Genomic DNA, 20,341 nt, shown 5'->3' with positions numbered 1-20,341 from the left:
TAAAGGTTAATTCTGTGATTTCTGATACTGATATTCGAAGCGAATAAGGGTAATGAAAAGTGGAAAATTATCGGTAGGCATCTTGACGATCTGCTCTACCACATTTTTAAAAACCGAAGCATTTGTAGAAGAGTGATCTAGTACTTCTGTTATTTTATCTATAAAAACCCTAATATTTGATGCTGTTTTTACTTCATCTACCAAGCGAGAAAAAACCGTTTTGCCTTTTTCTGCTGTTTTTTCAAATGCCAGTAAAGCTTCCGCAGCCTGTGAAGCCAAATCGAGTAGTTCTGTTTTATTTAACATGGCAGTTATCCAAAGTTTATAAAGTTGATAATCATAATAAGAGGTTTCATCCTTGAATTTAAAATCCTTTCCTTGCGCAAAAGGCACTGAGCCCTTAGGCATATAAGACCGTAACTTATCCGGTTCCAATGCTTTCAAACCAATTGTTCCTAGCTTACATGCTGACTTAAAATTGAAAAAAGTCTGTAGTCCTTCAATCTGTTTATCTTTTAAGATACTCTCTTCTTTATGAAGAAAAATTGCATCTCTCAACGCATACATTGTGCGAACTTCAGGCAGGTATAGGTTGATAAAACCCAGAGTCGTATTCGTTTGAGAGAGGTTATAGGCATATGAGGTAATTACCTGAGAGGGATATTTTTTAGATAAAGCAAATACCACTTTCGACCAGCTATTGGTGGGCACTGCTACATTACCTTGTACATTAGTTGTCTCTAATTGAAAGTTTTCCCATTTGTCGTCAGGGTTATAATTCCGATCAAGTACATGGCAGAGCCAATGTCCGTTCCAGGTTTCAATTTGCTTATCCTTTACATTAGGGGTTTGTGTTAAGTACTGACGATAATACCTCCAGCCTTCGTACAAGTTCCAAAGCACTTCCTCTTTATCAATCAACATGATAAAACCTCCACTAACTCCTATCGCCAATGCCTCACCTATCCAGGAAGCATACATTTCATCCGAATCAATTTGTAGTTGAATACTGCTTAACTGACCGGAAGTTGTCCCTTGTAAATCTTTGGCAGCATATCCCACAAAAATTGCCATATTGGGTTCATCATTGGCAATATTGCTCTGTAGATTATTTAACTGAGCCAGTGATTTACTACCATACTTTTTTACATCAGCTTCTTTAGGTTTTTGGAAAAAAGGAGAATTACCCACATGCATTAAATGAGCATGATCCTGAAAAAACAACCCGAAAAACTTCTCTTCGAAAAACTCTTTGGCAGTGAGGTCCTGATGCTCACGTTCATTGTAAATCTTTAAAAATTTTTTACCAACATAACTTGTATACATAGCGTTATAAAAAATTATCGTGATCAACCAATTGTAAACCAAACTCCTTATATTCCTCAAGCTCTTGAGGAACTACAAAAGGATATGCTCCTACCTCTAATTGCTCATACTTATTTTTATGGCGAGACAAGGATTTGTAATTGATGGGAATTTCCAGAGGTATCCTTTCCTCCCAGGAAGAACTTAAGTAGGCATCCCTGTCACTTTCTAAAATACAGGTAGCACTCTCTATTTCTAAGGCTTCCACCAACACTCCCTTTTTGTGGTTTTGCAGCTCTTTTATTCGATACTTCCCCTCTTTATAAATCAAGTGTATATCGATTTCTTTCATGTCCAGCTCAGGGTACACCGCATCGATTTTTTCTTGTATGGAGCGTTCTTGCAAAACGTCTCCCTCCTCTGGCAGTTGTTCGAAACTCGCTTGCAATACCTCCATTTTGTAAGGAAGGACATTTCCACTTGGCTGAATCACATGTACCGGTTTATACTTCCCCACAGTCTGTTCGTTACGTATGCGATTCACCCTGCCAAACCGCTGAATCAAACCATCAAGGGGTGCGCACTGGGTAATCATCCTATCAAAGCTTATATCCAAACTCACCTCTACTACTTGAGTGGCAATCACCAAACAAGCCTCTTTTTTTGTATTAAAATCTTCTGTCAGTGTCTTTTCTAACTCCACCCTGTCCCCTCGCCTAAACCGGCTATGAATTAACATTTTGGGGATATTGGGAAATGCCTTTTGCAATTGTATATAAGCCTCTTGGGCTTTCTTAATCGTATTGTAAACAAGTAAAACCTTTTCATTTTCTAAAAAAGCCTTTTTCAGAATGTCAACTACTTCCTCAACCTTCTCAATTTTATACACTTGATGCCTGTTAAAACTGTCTAAAACTTTGTCTTCCAGTTTGACCTCATACACCTGTGTTATTCCCCCCAAAATTTCCAACAATTCATTATAAAGCACCGAGGGCATTGTGGCTGTGCCGATATGCACCCGGCAATTCAACCGGAGCAACGTTTTTACAATTTCTATGACCATAGAGCGGGAAAAATCCGAGTAGGTATGGATTTCATCCAAAATAACATCTGTCCCTTGCACATCCAGCATGACACTTTCAAAACCGGAAGTTCCAAATACCATAGCGGCTAATTGATGAGGAGTTAGTACTTTGATGGCCGAACCTGATAACGGTTGCAGTACCTGCTCATCAAGTTTATTTTTTGCTACGATTTTAGAAGTTGCATGTAAAAGCCTGATGTCTTTATTAGGCACATTCTCTTTAATTCGTGTAAACATGGCATTAATTGAGGCTTGAAACGGAAGGGTATAAAAGATTCTTCCCGTGCAACGCTTCAATAAAAAATCGGTTTTCCCTGCCCCGGTTGGGGCCACAACCAATGTGTGCCTTCTTCGGTCATCAGTGCATATTTTTGACAAAGGATAAAGATCATGTTGCCGGTTCGGGGCTCTGTAATAACTTAAATCAGGCACTTCAAACAATGAGGTTAATTGTGCTTGGGTTTTGCGCATAAATGCAGAAGCAAAATGATCGGCTGACTTTAACAAACCTCGCAAAGGAGACCAACCATTCTTTTTACCTTCACAATACGTTACCACATAATTCAAGGCTTGTTCGGCTTCCGTTATAGAAACCTCCCGGGTAGGGATATCAAACCGTCTCAGGATTTCCAATGCATAATCCTTCCAGTTTTCCCAATCATACAAATGGTTCTCTATCCATTCGCGGTCATTTTGATCTAAATCCAGAATTCCTCTCTCACTGGGATCATTTTCAATCGACTTATGATGTGCTACTACCAGGTCAATCAGGGTATCCCATTCTTCTTCAGGAAACACTGGCAAGAATGCTAAAGATGACAGTTCATGCCTATGAGCAAAATCCCATTTCCCTTTTTCTGCCAAACTTGCATAGTTGTATCCATTCACTTTTTTTTGAAAAGCAGGATGGGCTTTTCCTAAATCATGCAAAATAGCTCCTTTTCTAGCCAGTTCGACATCAAAGTCAAAAGCATACTTTTGAGCAAATACTGCTATGGTTTCTGCCACCTGTTGAGTATGCTCCAATAAAGTCAACCCGCCGTGGCTAATGCTTTTCGCTAAAATGGTATTTAAATCCATCATCATTGCCTGACAGGAAGACCATAAACCTTTAATTCTCCATACATTTCGCTCGCATTGTCAAAGCGGTTGTACCCCACTTTAAAACCAGTCGTATCATCCGTAAAATGCAACTCAAAACCCTCGATTTCATCAAAATCCGTTCCGCTGATTTGTTCTACATATTCCGGAAAAAGTAAATCTTCGTTACGACATAAACAAATGGATTGCTTTACGGCTTTTTGGGCATCTTCGCCAGTTTCAAAAGCTAAGAACAACACCGGATTAAGCATTACTCCCCTATTAAGAATTCCTAAGTTAGACTTCCAGATACCTTTATCTCTATACAATGAAATTCCGCCTTTTGCCCACGTTTTTTCCTGTTGTATATCAATCCCTTGATAGTTTAACCTATGTCTTCTGATTTTTTTTATTCCCTGCTCCTGAAGCAGCTCCGGAAACAGTTTCTTTTCAATCCCTTCCACAATGGAGGGCGTTAAGAACTGTTGGCTAAAGGTTTCACTGTCCCGGACGGCCGTCCATGGTTTGATGAACCCAAACTGACCTGAATATTTTACTATATGATACATCATAAAAAATATTTCTTTAACCCTTGAAGAGTTTAAAGCTCTTCAAGGGTTAAAGGGTTAATAATTAAACCAAAGCTCCAAAACCAATTCCTGTAGAATTACCTACCCCGACATTCCAGGCAAAAGCAATCTGTTCGGAACTCCCTTTTACGATGACAGGGCATACACTTCCTTTGCTCTGAATTCCTCTATAGGTGATTGCTTTTATTTTAGGTCTTGAATAGTCCTTATCAAACTTGACCTCAACTCCATCACTGTCCAAACCGGCTGTCTTTAATTTAGATTGGAGGGTTTCTGTAAGATAAGTGTCAACTTGTTGATCGTGATGATAAAAGAACTGAATACGGTCGCCAATTCTTCGCTTGACGAACACCGGACTTGCCACTTGAAAGCAGGCCTCCTCATAAAAGTCGGGCTCTTCTTCTATACAAATCTCCCTCACTTCCATACCCCAATTCACTAATGGATCTGTCTGTATTCCCTTTATAATTTGCTTCAACAACTCCGCATGGTGCACACTAATAAACCATTTACTGCCATTGGGAAAATCCAATCCCTTTTTGATTGCTTTTCCCGCATTTAACCAAGAAAAAGAATATAAGGAAAGGTGATCATGTACACCATTGCTGGCCCCAATCCATTTATGTAAAACTCCAGTTAAAACAGACTGGTAATTAAATGGAACGGGTTCACTATTCGATGAAAGAAATAAATGTATTCTCATATTTTATAAATAGCTTTATTTGTCTTTAGTTACCCCCTCGCAACAGCCAAAGCCTTGTGAATTACCTGTACCAAATCCGGCCTGTAAACCGAATTCGAGCAGTTCGACCGGGGCGGTGAGTTCGAAGTCAAACTGGTAGCCGATCACTTTGGTGGCGGCTTGGGTATGGGCTTTGATTACGATGGCTTTGCGCTTAGGAGTGGTACTGAGTAGCTTGAATTGTAAGTCTTCCTCTCTTAGCGGGTGGGCATTGTTATCACCTCCCAGTGCAGCTGCATATTTTTCCAGAAGGTTCTTAAAAAAGTAATGGGAATACTTTTCATCGTTTGGGGAGAGGTATTTGGCTATGGAGCGTCCGTTGCTACGCTCTTCTTTCCGGGCCACCACCAACGGCGACTTGGTTCGCAGTCGCAAGGTATTCCGCATCACCCGGACAGGCTTCGCTTCAATTTGCTTCACCTGCATTTTCACCCGGGTGATCTGGTCGCCCAGTTGAAAAATCTGATTTTGGAACAATCCCTGAATAAATTTTTCGGCTCCTTCGTCTATAAAAAAGGAAATGGTACAAGAAATTTCCCGGCAAAAGAGCTTGATCCGGTCACCAATGATTTTCCACTGGTTGCGGGGTAAATGCAGATTAGAAAAGGTAAACAGACGAAAAGATTTATTCGCCCCCAATGTATAGCCTTTTGAATGCAAAAACTTAGCAAACTCAGTATCAGCCTGATGCAAAACTTTATAAATCCAGGAAGACATCTCGTACTGGTAATTCAATGGTAACAAATCACCGGCACTAATTTCAAAGGTTAGTGTAAATCTCATGAGCAGTAAACAATTAATACCTAATTTTACTGAAAATCAATCAAAAATAAAAATTTCAACTTCGGAGATTATATATAATGCGGGTGAATACAAATCAAGAAAGGCCTTAATCTACGGCTCAAAGAAAGAGCATATGCATATTTCTACTGCCTCATTTTAAGGGAATGGTATCTTACTATATCAGATACTTAATTGCATGCGCCTATTGCAAGCGCCCTCTTACTTTGGGGTCCAGCCAAGCATAAATCAGGTCCATCAGGAAATTGACCATCACAAAGATCGCCGCAATGGAAAGGGTAGCGCCCATGATCACGGGGAAGTCTAATTGGTTCACGGCTTGGATGGTTTTGAGTCCAATGCCTTTCCAGGAAAAAACGTATTCCACAAAAAAAGCTCCGGCCATCAGGGAGGCCAGCCACCCCGAAACAGCTGTTGTCACAGGATTCAAAGCATTCCGAAGAGCATGGAAAAGGATAATCCGTCTTCGGTTCAGCCCTTTTGCATAGGCGGTGCGGATATAATCTTGTGAGAGTACTTCGATCATGGAATTCCGGGTAAGCTGTACAATCAATGCCAGCGGCCGGACACTCAATGCCAAGGCGGGTAAAATCAAGTTTTTCAATTGCAATTGCCGGCCGTGCAGAGGGCTGTTGACCCAGAGAGATCCTGTCAGTTCCAAACCGGTGAAATGGCTCCAATAGTAACCGAACAACATGGCCAAAGATATGGCGACAATAAAAGAAGGGATGGACATGCCCAACACGGAAATGGAGATAATGGTATGATCGTACCAGCTTCCTTTTCCTAAAGCGGATAGTACTCCCAACCCCACCCCGGTGATGGTGGCAAAAAACATCGCGGTCAACGTCAGCCAGAAAGTACCGAGCAGGTTTTCCCACACGATTTCATCCACTCTGCGATTACTTTGGAATGAACGCCTCAAAAACGGCCGTTTCAAAACGAACACCCGTTCGCTTCCCCAAGAAGCCAGGGGGGTGTAATTGTATTTATGTTGTGCTTCCGGACTATGACGATGTACTGACAGGGGAGAAAGGTCATTCAGGTAATGTAAAAACTGCATGCTCAAGGGTTGGTCCAGCCCCATCTCCGTCCGGATTTTCTCCCGGATACGGTTATTGGATTGTGGGCCGGCCATCATTTCCACAGGGTCGCCCGGTAGCGCATGAAACAAGAAAAACACTACATGTACGACACCCAGTATTACCAAAAACCCATATATAAGCTTCCCAATCAGGTATTTAATCATAACAATTTGGCTGAATAGAAACGTAAAATACGCACAGGGTTTATCAACTATTTCTAACTTTCCGGAAAAAGTCCTTCACAGGGTTTTTCTGGAAAGTCATGCAGTTCGCCCACTATTTTACTAGGGCAATAAATCCGACAGTGAATTATAATGCCATTTGCCTTTGATGGTACCGTCTTCGATCAGTATTACCCCCGGGTTGGAACGGACCATGGTTTTTAACACTGTTTTATCGGCAAAGTAATAAGGAACCGCCAATTGCACCTCATGCCTCAATTCTTCAAAGTTGTTTGCATCGGCTGTCAACACCATCGGTTCCGTTCCTTCCAGCCCTTTTACCAATTTTGTCAATGCACTGTAAGCCTCTTTGTCGGTATGCTCCACATCCGGCACAATGATCAATAATTTTTTCCCCTCAAATGTCTTTTGCGTCACATCTTCCCCTTCGGAGGTTGTCACATTATAATCCGTAATTTTAGGCATGCATTCTTTCTCATTGAGAATTTTCATGTCCTTGTATGTATAACTTTTGTCGGTGGGATACTCTTCAAACTCATATTCCTGCCCGTCTTTTTCCACAATGTATACATAACGGCAAGGAATACCTGTTTCCATCAATTGAGGAATATTATTGCCAATTTTGTACGCTCTGAAATCTATAAAAGGCAGGTATTGAATGGCATAGAAGGCCAGTCCGAAACCCAGAATTGTTGTCAAGGCCACCGTACCGTAAGCAAATGCATTGGTTTGATTTTTAAATTGTTTCCATTGAAATACCAATGATAAAATCAACACTAACAGAATGACATCTTTGGAGAACGATTCCCATGGTGTAAGGGGAATGGCATCGCCAAAGCAGCCACAATCGGTCACTTTATTAAAATAGGCGGAATAGAAGGTAAGAAAAGTAAAAAACACAATCAGCCCTAACAAAGCCAGTAATGTTCCTTTTCTTTTAAACCCTACCCATAAAGCCACACCCAATACCATTTCCAACACACAAAAAGCAACCGCAATGGGCAAGGCGTAAGGGACAAATACATGGAAAAAAGAGGCTATATCCATAGAAAATACCTCAAAGTACTCTTCAAATTTAATGGCCGTTCCTACGGGATCATTGATTTTCACCAGGCCTGAAAAGATGAACAGCGCTCCGATGATGAAGATGACCGCCTTGTTAAATGCTTTCATAGGTTTTGTATCGTTTTAGGGTGTGATATGTATTCAATAAGGATTATTTACCTTCTGCTTCATTCATCAGGATCAAGGCAAATACAGAGTAATTAATCATGTCCTGGTAGTTGGCATCCACCCCTTCCGAAATCAACGTACTCCCTTGATTGTCTTCGATTTGCTTGACTCTCAACAGCTTCATCAAAATGATATCTGTCATACTGCTGACCCGCATTTGCCGCCAGGCTTCTCCATAATCGTGGTTTTTATTGAGCATCAGATCCATCGTCCGGTCGATATGTTTTTGGTAGCTCTTCATTACTTCCTCGGCCGATAGTTCCAGCCGGGCATCGTCCAACAACTCCAATTGAATAAGCGCCATCACACAATAGTTGATAATCCCGACAAACTCCGGCCGTATGCCCTCTTCCACCTTTTGTGTCCCTTTTTCTTGTAAAGAGCGGATACGCTGAGCTTTGATAAAAATCTGGTCCGTAATAGAGGGCAGTCTTAAAATTCTCCAGGCAGTGCCGTAATCCTGTGTTTTCTTTTCAAAAATCCCCTTACATTCTGAGATTACCTGTTTGTATTGTTCTACAGTCTTCGCTTCCAAAATATAAATATTAATAAGTTTGAAACTCCGGTCAATCAGGGTCAAAAATAGCAATTACCGCTTAGGGTAAAAACTTCCCATGAAAATTCGTCAAACGAATTGAAGATTTAGCCCTCACAATGCACAAAGGTATAGCAAGAAAGTCCGGAATCTCTTACCTTTGAAGTACAGCATTTCATTTTAGGGTTATTGCCTGGAAAAAGGGCTTTTGTCCCTGGGCAGTACTTGCCCATAAGAATAAACAGAAAACAAAGTATTGACGTCTCCTTCCAAGGTTTGCATCTGCACAATCAATAAAACAAGGTTTCTGTTTCTTCTGCTTTCGAATAAGCCTGAGTGACGCAATGTACCCGAAGCGTAAAAACAAAACAATGAATTCTATACAAATTAAAGGACAATTGGTCGATTTTACCGTTCCCAAAATAATGGGAATCATCAACATTACCTCCGATTCATTTTATAAAGAAAGCCGGGTCATGGACGAGCACTTTCTGCTGCAAAGAGCCACCCGTATGCTGGAAGAAGGCGCGGACTTTTTGGATATAGGCGGCTATTCTTCCCGGCCGGGAGCCATTGAAGTACCAGAGGAAGAAGAAAGTCGCAGGGTGACTCAGGCCATTCAAGCCCTCAAAAAAGAGCATCCGGAGGCATTGATTTCGGTAGATACCTTCCGTGCGAAGGTAGCCAAGGCAGCCGTGGAAGCCGGTGCGGATTTGATCAATGATATTTCGGGGGGAGAATTAGATGCAACTATGTTTGACGTAGTGGCGGCTTCAGGTGTCCCTTATATACTTATGCACATGCGCGGGAATCCGCAAAACATGCAACAGTTAACCCAGTATGAGAACCTTCTGGAAGAAATCATTGATTATTTTCAGCAGAAACTCGTACAACTTCAGGCCTTAGGTTGTACGGATATCATTGTAGACCCGGGCTTTGGTTTTGCGAAAAGTGTAGAACAAAACTACGAATTGTTGAACCAATTACCCGCTTTGAAAATTCTTGACCGGCCGGTTTTAGTTGGACTTTCCAGAAAATCAATGATTTACAAAAAGCTCAATATCCTTCCGGAAGAGGCGCTAAACGGCACTAGCATTCTGAATACGCTGGCTGTCAAGCAAGGTGCGGCTATTTTAAGGGTGCATGATGTAAAAGAAGCCAAACAAATTGTGCAACTATTGTATTAATATATATAGGAGGCCAAGGAAACAACAAAGTGTATTGTAATTCAACAATATGTAATCATCCTAAGCCCTTTTTGAATATTAAGAATTATTTTATAGAAGAAAATAAAATAACGAATTTAATCAGAAGGTTCTAGTGTTGATTTTAATAGATATAAATTGGATTTTCTACAAATGATAATTCTTAAATAAAACCGGATAAAATTAAACCCTTCAATGCTTCGATGAGCTTACTTTTTAATATCGGCTTTTTAGAAATCAACTTTGTTGATTTTCTCGATATCTTATTAGTTACGATTTTATTATTTAAACTGTACAAACTGATTCGGGGCAGTGTAGCTTTAAAGATTTTTGTGGGTTACCTGGCTCTCTATCTCTTGTACCTGGTCGTAAAAGCTACCGAGATGGAGCTGCTCTCCTCTATTTTAGGACAATTTATGGGGGTAGGTGTATTGGCTGCCATCATTCTTTTTCAACAGGAGATCAGAAAGTTTTTACTGCTCATTGGCAAAAGCACCAACTTCAGCGAATTGTCTATGTGGCATTGGTTTAATAACAAAAACCATCACCGGAACGAATGGGACCCCAACCCCATCCTGGAAGCCATGAAATCCTTAGGCGGTACCAATATGGGAGCTTTGATCGTCATTTCCAAAGACGATGATTTAAGGTTTTTTGTAGAAACCGGTGACTTATTGGATGCCCAAATATCCAAAAGGCTATTGCTATCCGTCTTTTACAAAAACAGTCCGTTGCACGATGGTGCCCTGATTATTCACAAAGGGCGGATTGTGGCTGCCCGCTGTATCTTACCGGTATCCGAAAACCAAGAGATTCCCGCTACCATGGGTTTAAGACACCGGGCGGCTATCGGTATTACCGAAATCACCAATAGTGTTGTGTTGGTTGTATCGGAAGAAACCGGTCAGATGTCTTTTGTCCGGTCGGGGAAAATTTACCATAACTTATCCAGTCTGGAAATCAGAAAGCTTCTCAGAGAATACTTTACCGGAGAAACAGAAACCGAAAAACCCGAGGTGAAGGTGACTCCATCTAAAGAGTTGCAAACGGATGAAAAACAAAAAGCAACCGATCAGGTAGAAAGTGCTTAGAGCAAGTATAAATTTCATCCTATGCTCAAAAACTCTCATTTCAGGAACCTCCGCGCAGAATGTTGAAAACCCTAAACGGAGAATTTTTATCACCAAAAGGGCGGTCACACAACGAATTTCACACAGACACTTAAGTAAAAGTAACCCTTTTCCTCTCCAATGAGCTTCATCATTTGTGTAAGTTTTCACACACTCTTCTTTTATTCTACAGGTACAATCTTCTCAATTACCTTTTTACACCACTTCAGTTCTTTTAAAAACAAACAGACTGCCCTTCCCTCCACTAAGAATTGGGCAATTTGTCTATTGCCCCAAACCAACAACAAGAATGCTTTTTTTACATATTTTCTCATCCAGTCATAATCCAAATTCTTCTTTACAAAGTTTTATTTGTGTTTGTTTCAAGAATAAGCTTACATGTAAGTTTTCACTAAATTCAATAGCCATTTCTTCAATAAATCACACCAATTTTAAAACACCGGACACGTTTAAACAGTACTGTTTACCTTGTAAAAGGGGAATACGCTAAAAGCAATACAACAATACTTAACCAGCTAATCCCTATGAAGAGCATCATTTTATTTTTTCTATTGCATTTCTCTGTTTTCACCCTCCCCGGAGATAAAAAAAATGCTAGCTTTTATTATGAAGAGGGTGTGCAACACCTAACGGAAGGAAAATACGTACCTGCTATTGGCAGCTTTACCAATGCTATCAGTTTGAAATCCGATTTTGAAGAAGCTTACTACCAAAGGGCTGTAGCCAAATACCAACTGGGTATGGAATTAGGGTATTACAACCCGGAACTTTGTATGGACTTGCTGCAAGCAATGGAACACGGGCATACTTCTGCCCAAGAATTACTACTTGAGGTAGTTCAAAAAGAGTGTTTTAATACTCAAGCGGCTTTTGATCATCCTAATATGGTCTTTTGTGCTGACTTCAGTGCCGGCAATCTAAAGAAACTGCCCAAAACACTTGAATCTTTAAAACATCTTGCAACGCTCCATGTATCAGGAAACAAACTAAAAACATTGGCAATTGATTTTGATAACACGCGCTTCTTAACGACTCTGGATGCACATGACAACCAACTTGAAACCATCTCTTCCAGCATTGAAGAATTGCAGTGGTTAAGACAACTCAACTTGAGTAAAAACCAACTTCGGGAAATACCCGAAGAATTGGGTTACTTATTCCGGCTTCAACGGCTTAACTTAAGAGAAAATCAATTGAAATCTCTTCCGGAAGAGATTGGGAAATTAGAAAGTTTGCAAGTGTTGGATCTTTCACTGAATCAAATCAGTCAACTACCTGAAAAATTGAAAGAATTAAAAAATTTAAAGGAACTTCGACTCACCGGAAATCCATTGAAAAAGAAAAATATTATACAATTAAAAAAGCAATTACCCAATACAGTGATATATTTTGAATAACCTTCATTGAAAACATGCACAACTCAAGCTATCCTTGCAAGGATAGCTTTTTTTACATTTCAAGGCCTTTCTCCCTGGTATTTTCATTCCGCATTCCATAAAGTTCTTCTCGTACAAAAGAAAGAATCTCCCCTCTCAATTGTTACTTAAATAGGCATAGAATCTCTATATTCGCCAAAAGCTAAAATATTATGAAACTAATCAAAGTTGGAGGCGCAGTATTAAATCAAACGCCCATTGCTTGGGAGCATAATAAGCAAAACATCTTGAACGCCATCCGGGAAGCAAAAGAACGAAGCATACGGATCTTATGCTTACCGGAGTTATGTATTTCAGGCTATGGCTGTGAAGATGCCTTTTACTCTCCCGGTCTCCTACAAACTTCCTATGATATATTAAAGGAAATTGTTCCTTTTACAAAAGACCTCTGTGTATCGTTAGGCTTGCCGGTAATGCACCAAAACAGGATATTCAATACAGCCTGTTTGGTAGTGGATCAACAAATAATCGGGTTTACAGCCAAACGTTTTTTGGCAGGCAATGGTGTATATTATGAACCTCGTTGGTTTACTCCCTGGCCGGAAGGACAAGTCTCTACGATCAGCTTCCAGGATGGAAACTCATACCCCATTGGCGACTTGCATTTTAACGTAGGCGGAGTCAAAGTCGGGTTTGAAATCTGTGAAGATGCATGGGTACCCAACCGCCCGGGAAGAAGCCTGGGCAAGATGGGCATCGATTTGTTATTAAACCCCAGTGCCAGTCACTTTGCCTTTGATAAACTGCAAGTGCGCAAACGCTTTGTATTAGAAGGGTCCCGCTCTTTTGGGGTGGCCTATATCTATGCCAACCTGTTGGGAAATGATTCGGGCAGGGTAATATTTGACGGCGGCTGTCTCATTGCCTCTTCGGGGCGTTTACTGGCGGAAGGTCCCCGGCTCAGCTTTGACGATTGCCTGTTGACCGATGCAGTGATTGATGTGGATGAAACCCGTTTGATGCAAACGCAAATCAGTAGTCCGTTTGAGATTGCCGAAAGTGGCAAGCACTGCCTGAACGTATCCTTTGAGTTTGGCAAAACAGCATACGAAAGAGATATCAATCAAAGGGAAAGCGCATGGGAAAATAGTAAATACTTAAAAGAAGAAGAATTTACAAATGCCTTGGCGTTAGGTCTTTTCGATTACATGCGAAAGAGTTATTCCAGAGGCTTTGTCATCTCCTTAAGTGGAGGAGCCGATTCTTCAGCCGTAGCTTCTTGTTGTTATTTGATGATCAAGCTGGGTGTGGAACACTTAGGCCTGGAAAAATTCAAACAGAAATTAAGTTATATTCAGGAAATACAAGCATGCCAAGGAATCGATGAGATTGCGCAGCTTTTGATCACCACCGCCTATCAACCTACTGAAAACAGCGGAGAGGTTACCTTGAATGCTGCTAAAACCCTGGCTCAGGCTATACATGCCCGTTTTTACGAGTTAAATGTCAACGATATTTTTCAATCTTACCGGAATATAATCTCTCAAAGTATACAAAGAGAACTCAACTGGGAACAAGATGATTTGACATTGCAAAATATTCAGGCCAGGGTGAGGGCACCCAGTGTATGGATGTTGGCAAACATTCAAGGAGCTTTGTTGCTCTCTACCAGCAACCGTTCGGAAGCAGCAGTGGGTTATGCAACGATGGATGGTGATACCAGTGGTGGCTTAAGCCCTATTGCGGGAATCGACAAGGCTTTTTTAAGGCAATGGTTGCGATGGTTAGAAACAGAAGGCGTGGGTGGACAAATACGCCTGCCGGAGCTTCATTATGTCAACGAACAACAACCAACGGCTGAGTTGCGGCCAAAAGGTACGAAGCAAACCGATGAATCGGATTTAATGCCTTACGACTTACTGGATGCAATTGAAGAGGCTGCTATCCGGGACAAAAAGACTCCTATTGAATGCTATCTTACTGTCAAAAATGAATTTGACCGGTACTCTACCACTCAACTCAAAACTTGGGTAATCAAGTTCTTTAGATTGTGGTGCCGCAACCAGTGGAAACGCGAACGTTATGCTCCCTCTTTCCACTTGGATGACAAAAATCTGGATCCAAAAACCTGGTGCCGTTTCCCAATCCTTTCGGGGGGGTTTGACCGCGAATTGAAAGAACTGGAAACGTTTACCAGTTAATTACAGGATGCTATAAGCTTTAGTCTATCGATGTTCAACAACAGGAATCGATAGGCTAATTCCGCATTCCTGACGGAAATATTTTCAATTTTTTAATGAATTAATTTATTTCGCATTTTTGACGAACTTTAATTCTAGAATACATAAACCTCAACGATTATGGCAGGACATAGTAAATGGGCAAATATTAAACACCGCAAAGGTGCGCAAGATGCAAAAAGAGGCAAGATATTTACTAAGTTAATAAAAGAAATTACGGTAAGTGCCAAAGAAGGAGGCCCCGATTCTGAAACCAATCCTCGTCTACGCTTGGCTATCCAAAACGCCAAGGGTGCCAACATGCCCAAAGACACAATCGAACGGGCAATCAATAAAGCTACCGGTGCCGATGCTGCCGACTACTTGGAATTAACCTATGAAGGTTACGCGCCTAACGGAGTGGCTGTTTATGTAGAATGCTCTACAGACAATCAAAACCGTACGGTCTCCAATGTGCGAAGTATTTTTAATAAAAACGGTGGAAGCCTGGGTAAAAACGGATCCTTAGAGTTTATTTTTGATCGCAAAGGAATCTTCAATTTTGCCTTGCCGGAAGGGATGAACGAAGATGATTTACAACTCGAACTCATTGATGCCGGTGCCGAAGATGTGGAAATCGAAGACAACTACGTAGTGGTGACTTCTGCCATGGAAGATTTCGGTAGCGTCAACAACAAACTGACTGAAATGAGTATCGAAACGGAAAATGCAGGATTACAACGCATTCCGAACACCACCGTTGAACTGGATGACGAAACTTTTGTGAAGGTGATGAAGCTGATCGATAAATTGGAAGATGACGATGATGTGCAGAAGGTCTATCACAATTTGGAAATCAAAGAGAGCCAAATAGCCTTATTGGACTAATTCGTTCAGCACATAGCCTATCCGGTACGGGGTTACCTCCTGGATATACAAGAAAATCAAAAGCAGTTGCGGGTGAATACTCCAACTGCTTTTTTCAAGGTGTCTATGAGTCATACTAATAGCTCATGAATGAAATCAACTTATATAAATCCACAGGGAAAGCAGGGAAAGCCATCCTATTTTCTTTCCTTTTCTTAATTGCTGGGGTATGGCTTCTGAATTCCGGCAGCTCACTGAAATGGGTGGGTTGGGGAAACCTAATCGTTTTCGGACCGAGCATTCTCATTAACCTTTTTCACTTGTTTGACCGGAGAGCACAAATCGTTATTAACGAACAGGGCATTTTTGTCCGGGCCATGAAGCAAGAAACCCTTCCCTGGAAGTATATCAAGGGTACCCTTCCGAATCCCGACTACAAAAACAGAGCGCTACTCCTGTTAACGGATACTTCCTACACACCTCCATTGGACAAATGGTACAATAACATAAAAGTGACAGAAAGTTGGGGTGGTCAGACGCTGAGTATTCCCATTGAAAAAATAAAAGTGGATGAGGATAACTTAAAAGAGTTAATTGCATCAATGGTCGAAGTTAACCAAACCGGAAAGGGAAACAGACAGGGAATAATTTCCCAATACAATAATACAGGCCGGAAGAAGACCCATACATAGAAAATTCTTCATGAGAACTTAAAAAAGCAAAAGCCTCCACAGCAAATGCTTTGGAGGCTTTGTATTCACCAAAATTAACTATAGAATTGTCAATCAATACATTAAGAAACTTTTTCTACTTCTTTCTTCCCTTTCTCTTTTTTCGTTTTAGGAGTAGAAAATATATCTACCTGGTGGCGTACCAGGTCATCCAGTGTTTCGCGTTCCCGGATGAGTTTTGCTTCATGGTTATAAATCAATACTTCTGGCGGACGCAATCTTGAGTTATAGTTCGAACTCATGCTGTATCCATAGGCTCCGGCATTTTTCATGGCCAGGATGTCCCCTTCCCGCACTTCATTTATCTTCCGGTCACAGCCAAAGGTATCCGTTTCACAAATGTATCCTACTACATTGTAAATACGCTTTGTTCCTTCCGGGTTGGAAAGGTTGACGATTTCGTGATAAGAATCGTACATCATCGGTCTTACCAAATGGTTGAGTCCCGAATCCACTCCAACAAATACGGCGGATGGAGTATGTTTAATCACATTGGCTTTGGTCAACAAAACCCCTGACTCACTTACCAGAAATTTACCCGGTTCAAACCACAACTCCAAATCTTTACCATACCGCTTGCAGAAATTGTTAAAGGCAACGGCCATTTCTTGCCCCAATTCCTCGATATTGGTGGTGATATCCCCCTCACGGTAAGCCACTTTAAATCCACTGCCTAAATCTACAAACTCCAGGTCCTCAAACCCTTCTGTCGCATTAAACAGCACTTCGGCAGCTCTTAAAAAGACTTCGCTTTCCAAAATATCCGAACCGGAGTGCATATGCAAGCCAATCACTTTGATCTTATTAGCTTCCACTACCCTGCGAATATGAGGTAACTGGTGCACGGAAATTCCAAATTTCGAATCGATATGCCCTACCTGAATCTTCGAGTTTCCTCCGGCTACAATATGCGGGTTGATTCGGATACAACATGGAACCGAGTTACCGTAATGATGCCCGAACTGCTCCAGGATCGAAATATTATCGATGTTCACAGTCAAGCCCAATTCGACAGCCAATTTGATTTCGTCAAAGGCCACTCCATTCGGGGTGAACAATATCTCTTCGGGTTTGTATCCGGCCAGTATTCCCAATTGCGCCTCCTCGATAGAAACCACATCCAACTCAACTCCCTGTTGTTTGATTAATTTAAGTATGTTCAAATTTGTCAAGGCCTTACAAGCATATTTCAGCTTCATATTGGTACCTTGAAAAGCCTGTTTCAAGCGTTGAATCTGACTGATAATTTTATCAGCATTATACACATACAAAGGAGTCCCGAACTCCTCACAGATACTGACCAGGTCCAAACCCTGAACCTGGTATTTCCCGTCAACTAATCTCATGAGTGGAAAATAATTAGCAGTGAATCTTTAATTTTATTTTAGAAAATACTTCCTAAATGCACCTTCTATCTCCTCAAAGTTTGCCGTTGCACCGGTTTTTTATGAGCCTCCAGAAAGCCAAATCGCATAATTTTCAGGGTTAGGATTTCAACCCATTGTACAAATGTCTGAAAAGATAGACAAACAAAAAATGAAAACACCGCAATTCCGTTGAATTTCTCTAAAAATTGAACAGCTTCCAAAACAGGGATGTTAAATAGGCAGGTTTTTCTAGATTTTAACTCTTTGTCTTATGAAAGCAATTTGGAAGGGCCACATCCTGGCCGAAAGCGATGACACGATACGGATTGAGGGTAACCATTATTTCCCTCCATCTTCCGTACAAAAAAAATTCTTTAAACAAAGCAATACCACCACTGTTTGCCCCTGGAAAGGAATAGCTTCTTATTACAATATTGAAATCAATGGAGAAAGCAATCAGGATGCCGCCTGGTATTACCCACAACCGAAAGAAGCCGCCAATGCAATTAAAGATTATATAGCGTTTTGGAAAGGGGTCAAAGTGGAGTAGCCAAGAGATGCCCCGACAGAAACCCGGATAGCAGTATAGAACGTTTTTGTTTTATTATTTCCCCCCATTTATAAAACCAAAGGGAGTACGGTCTGTTTCCGCCTCCCTTTTACCAGTCTGTTTTCTTTTCTTAATACACGATTTGTTTCAAGGCTTTTTCCGTAGTTTTTACGGGCAGTTTACAGGCTTTGTCTTTACATACGTAAATAAACGTTTCCCCTTCCACTAATTTGCCACTGAGCAATTCCATCTTTCCTTCGTTGATACCACCCAATAAAAACACATTGGGTAAATAGTATTTTTCCATTTCTTGCCGGAACTGTTCAAAACCTTCTCCGACTATGGCTACTTCATACGGAGGGTAGGTATAATAGCCCAACAGGACCGCCCAATTAGAGAAAAACTCCCCTTGTCGCTTCACTTCCGTCAGCATATTGTTGAGCATGGCCGTAGCCTTATCTACATATTCATTTTTATAAAGATAGGTCCCCAGAAAAAACATACTTTTTGCGATAGAGGAATTAGAAGCCGGAATCACATTGTCCGAAACTTCCTTGGAACGCTTCATCAAGGGATCGTCCAGGGAGGAAGTGTAAAAATACATCTTTGTGTTTTCATCGTAAAAATGCTCTTCCACATAGCCCATAAGTCGTTCAGCTTTATGCAGCCACTCTTCTTCAAAGGTCACCTGATAAAAAGCAATAAATGCCTCAATGGTAAAGCTATAATCATCCAGAAAGGCGTTGATGGATGATTTTCCATTCTTGTAATTCCGGTCCATGCGTGACTGTTCCCGGATAAAATTCTTTTCAATAAAGGCTGCACTTTTCCGGGCTTTTTCCAAGAATTTTTTCTCTCCGAATACCCGGTAGGCATCCAAATAGCCTTTGAGCATTAAGGCATTCCAAGAGGCCAATACTTTGTCGTCCAAGCCGGGGCGGATACGTTTCTCTCTTTCGGCCAGTAGTTTTTGTTTGCAGGCTTCTATCAAACTTGCAAGCGCTTCCACAGAAAGCTGGTGTCTCTCCGCAATGGTTTCCACAGGCTCTGTAATATTCAGAATATTCTTCCCTTCTTCCCAATTGCCTTTTTCTTCTACTGCATAATACTCACAGAAAACAGCTGCATCTTTTGCCCCTAACAGCGAATCCAACTCATGCTTATTCCACACATAAAATTTACCCTCTTCGCCTTCCGAGTCCGCATCCAAAGAGGAATAAAAGCCTCCTTCTTCAGAGCTCAACTCCCGTTCGACAAATGCCAACGTTTCGTATACGACTTCCTTATACAATTCCTTCCCGGTCAATTGATAGGCATTGGTATACAAACTCACCAGTTGGGCATTGTCGTAGAGCATTTTCTCGAAATGTGGCACCAGCCAACGGTCATCCACCGAATAGCGGGCAAAGCCTCCACCCAACTGGTCGTAAATTCCGCCCTTGGCCATTTTATCCAATGTCAAGGTGACGGCTTCCAATGCTTCCCGGTTTCCACTTAAATGATGGTATTGCATTAAAAACTGATAGACATTAGGCATGGGAAATTTAGGCGCCCGCTGCGGACCTCCCTTTTTAAAATCTATATTTTTGAGAATGGACAAACCGGCCGAGTCCAAGTCTGTTTTGGCAAAACTTGCTTCTCCGGTACTGACCTCCACTAATTCCAAGCGTTGTACTCCCTCAGCAATTTTTTCAGCTTCGTTCACTACCTTTTCAGGCGTTTCTTTGTAAATTTTTGCCAATTGTTCCAAAAGGCTCATCCACTGTTCTTTGCGGAAATAGGTTCCGGCAAATACGGCTCTCCCATCCGGCAAGGCAATCACATTCAGGGGCCATCCGCCACTTCCGGTCAACAGATGAGCCACATCCATGTACACCGCATCGATGTCCGGACGTTCTTCCCGGTCTACTTTTACCGAAACAAAGTGCGCATTCATCACCTTGGCAACGGTAGTATCTTCAAAGGATTCTTTTTCCATGACATGGCACCAGTGACAAGCTGCATACCCGATACTGATAATCAACAACTTATCTTCTTTCTCTGCTTTCTCCAAAGCTTCTTTACCCCAGGGATACCAATCCACCGGGTTATGTGCGTGTTGTAGCAAATAGGGGCTACTCGAATGCACAAGTTGGTTTGTATAAGTAGGTTCTTCTTGCATAGTTTCTTTATTTTGTGCTTTACAACTGTTCAACAACATCAGGAGTACCACACAGTTTCCCAATAAACAAAGTAAACGCTTTATCATAATTCCGTCAG

At 41.3% G+C, this 20,341-nt stretch carries 17 protein-coding genes; 7 read left to right on the top strand and 10 right to left on the bottom strand.

From position 1 onward, the window contains the following. Nucleotides 1-6: 6 nt before the first annotated feature. The 8 genes from AAG747_RS09040 to AAG747_RS09005 all read right to left on the bottom strand — a co-directional run bounded on the left by AAG747_RS09040 (nt 7) and on the right by AAG747_RS09005 (nt 8,637). Nucleotides 7-1,326: a hypothetical protein gene (locus AAG747_RS09040; RefSeq protein WP_346820836.1), complete on the bottom strand. Its 1,320-nt coding sequence runs from the start codon at nt 1,324-1,326 to the stop codon at nt 7-9. Nucleotides 1,327-1,330: 4 nt separating this feature from the next. After that, entirely contained in the window at nt 1,331-3,475 is a 2,145-nt protein-coding gene (gene cas3 / locus AAG747_RS09035; protein WP_346820835.1) for a CRISPR-associated helicase Cas3', read from the bottom strand. Continuing rightward, nucleotides 3,472-4,041, bottom strand: coding sequence for a hypothetical protein (locus AAG747_RS09030; RefSeq protein WP_346820834.1), 570 nt, complete (start codon nt 4,039-4,041; stop codon nt 3,472-3,474). The genes cas3 and AAG747_RS09030 overlap by 4 nt, the downstream gene beginning before the upstream one ends. A 61-nt stretch (nt 4,042-4,102) precedes the next feature. Beyond that, nucleotides 4,103-4,762 carry a CRISPR-associated endoribonuclease Cas6 gene (cas6, locus tag AAG747_RS09025; protein ID WP_346820833.1) on the bottom strand — a complete coding sequence of 220 codons (660 nt, stop codon included), beginning with the start codon at nt 4,760-4,762 and terminating at the stop codon, nt 4,103-4,105. A 15-nt stretch (nt 4,763-4,777) separates the two neighbouring features. After that, on the bottom strand, nt 4,778-5,584 hold the full coding sequence (gene cas6 / locus AAG747_RS09020; protein WP_346820832.1) for a CRISPR-associated endoribonuclease Cas6: 807 nt from the start codon (nt 5,582-5,584) through the stop codon (nt 4,778-4,780). 202 nt (nt 5,585-5,786) lie between these two features. Beyond that, complete coding sequence (locus AAG747_RS09015) at nt 5,787-6,851, bottom strand: ABC transporter permease (RefSeq protein ID WP_346820831.1); 1,065 nt, start codon at nt 6,849-6,851, stop codon at nt 5,787-5,789. A 120-nt stretch (nt 6,852-6,971) separates the two neighbouring features. Beyond that, nucleotides 6,972-8,042 carry a BT_3928 family protein gene (locus AAG747_RS09010; RefSeq protein WP_346820830.1) on the bottom strand — a complete coding sequence of 357 codons (1,071 nt, stop codon included), beginning with the start codon at nt 8,040-8,042 and terminating at the stop codon, nt 6,972-6,974. Nucleotides 8,043-8,085: 43 nt separating this feature from the next. Then, entirely contained in the window at nt 8,086-8,637 is a 552-nt protein-coding gene (locus tag AAG747_RS09005) for a DUF1599 domain-containing protein (RefSeq protein ID WP_346820829.1), read from the bottom strand. A gap of 371 nt (nt 8,638-9,008) precedes the next feature. Between AAG747_RS09005 and folP the strand changes: the two genes are divergently transcribed. From folP to AAG747_RS08975, 6 genes are all read left to right on the top strand, one after another. After that, nucleotides 9,009-9,824, top strand: a complete 816-nt coding sequence (gene folP, locus AAG747_RS09000; RefSeq protein ID WP_346820828.1) for a dihydropteroate synthase — start codon at nt 9,009-9,011, stop codon at nt 9,822-9,824. Between the two features lie 221 nt (nt 9,825-10,045). Further along, nucleotides 10,046-10,933, top strand: a complete 888-nt coding sequence (cdaA, locus tag AAG747_RS08995; RefSeq protein ID WP_346820827.1) for a diadenylate cyclase CdaA — start codon at nt 10,046-10,048, stop codon at nt 10,931-10,933. 563 nt (nt 10,934-11,496) lie between these two features. Next, entirely contained in the window at nt 11,497-12,369 is an 873-nt protein-coding gene (locus AAG747_RS08990) for a leucine-rich repeat domain-containing protein (RefSeq protein ID WP_346820826.1), read from the top strand. A gap of 191 nt (nt 12,370-12,560) precedes the next feature. Beyond that, the gene (nadE, locus tag AAG747_RS08985) at nt 12,561-14,549 is read left to right on the top strand and encodes an NAD(+) synthase (RefSeq protein WP_346820825.1); all 1,989 of its coding nucleotides are present in this window, start codon (nt 12,561-12,563) and stop codon (nt 14,547-14,549) included. 159 nt (nt 14,550-14,708) lie between these two features. Continuing rightward, a complete protein-coding gene (locus AAG747_RS08980) occupies nt 14,709-15,455 on the top strand; it encodes a YebC/PmpR family DNA-binding transcriptional regulator (RefSeq protein WP_346820824.1) in 747 nt (248 codons plus the stop codon). A 125-nt stretch (nt 15,456-15,580) separates the two neighbouring features. Further along, nucleotides 15,581-16,126: an STM3941 family protein gene (locus AAG747_RS08975; RefSeq protein ID WP_346820823.1), complete on the top strand. Its 546-nt coding sequence runs from the start codon at nt 15,581-15,583 to the stop codon at nt 16,124-16,126. 101 nt (nt 16,127-16,227) lie between these two features. Here the strand turns inward: AAG747_RS08975 and lysA are convergent, their stop codons facing one another. Beyond that, nucleotides 16,228-17,511, bottom strand: coding sequence for a diaminopimelate decarboxylase (lysA, locus tag AAG747_RS08970; RefSeq protein WP_346820822.1), 1,284 nt, complete (start codon nt 17,509-17,511; stop codon nt 16,228-16,230). A 292-nt stretch (nt 17,512-17,803) separates the two neighbouring features. On the opposite strand from lysA, the gene AAG747_RS08965 reads away from it, so the two are divergent. Continuing rightward, nucleotides 17,804-18,082: a DUF427 domain-containing protein gene (locus AAG747_RS08965; protein ID WP_346820821.1), complete on the top strand. Its 279-nt coding sequence runs from the start codon at nt 17,804-17,806 to the stop codon at nt 18,080-18,082. Between the two features lie 130 nt (nt 18,083-18,212). Here AAG747_RS08965 and AAG747_RS08960 read toward each other — a convergent pair whose 3' ends face one another. Beyond that, nucleotides 18,213-20,330, bottom strand: a complete 2,118-nt coding sequence (locus AAG747_RS08960) for a thioredoxin domain-containing protein (RefSeq protein ID WP_346820820.1) — start codon at nt 20,328-20,330, stop codon at nt 18,213-18,215. Nucleotides 20,331-20,341: the final 11 nt, after the last annotated feature.

The organism is Rapidithrix thailandica (assembly GCF_039710355.1).
Lineage (GTDB): Bacteria > Bacteroidota > Bacteroidia > Cytophagales > Flammeovirgaceae > Rapidithrix > Rapidithrix thailandica.
This window is presented reverse-complemented; position numbering and strand designations above follow the sequence as displayed.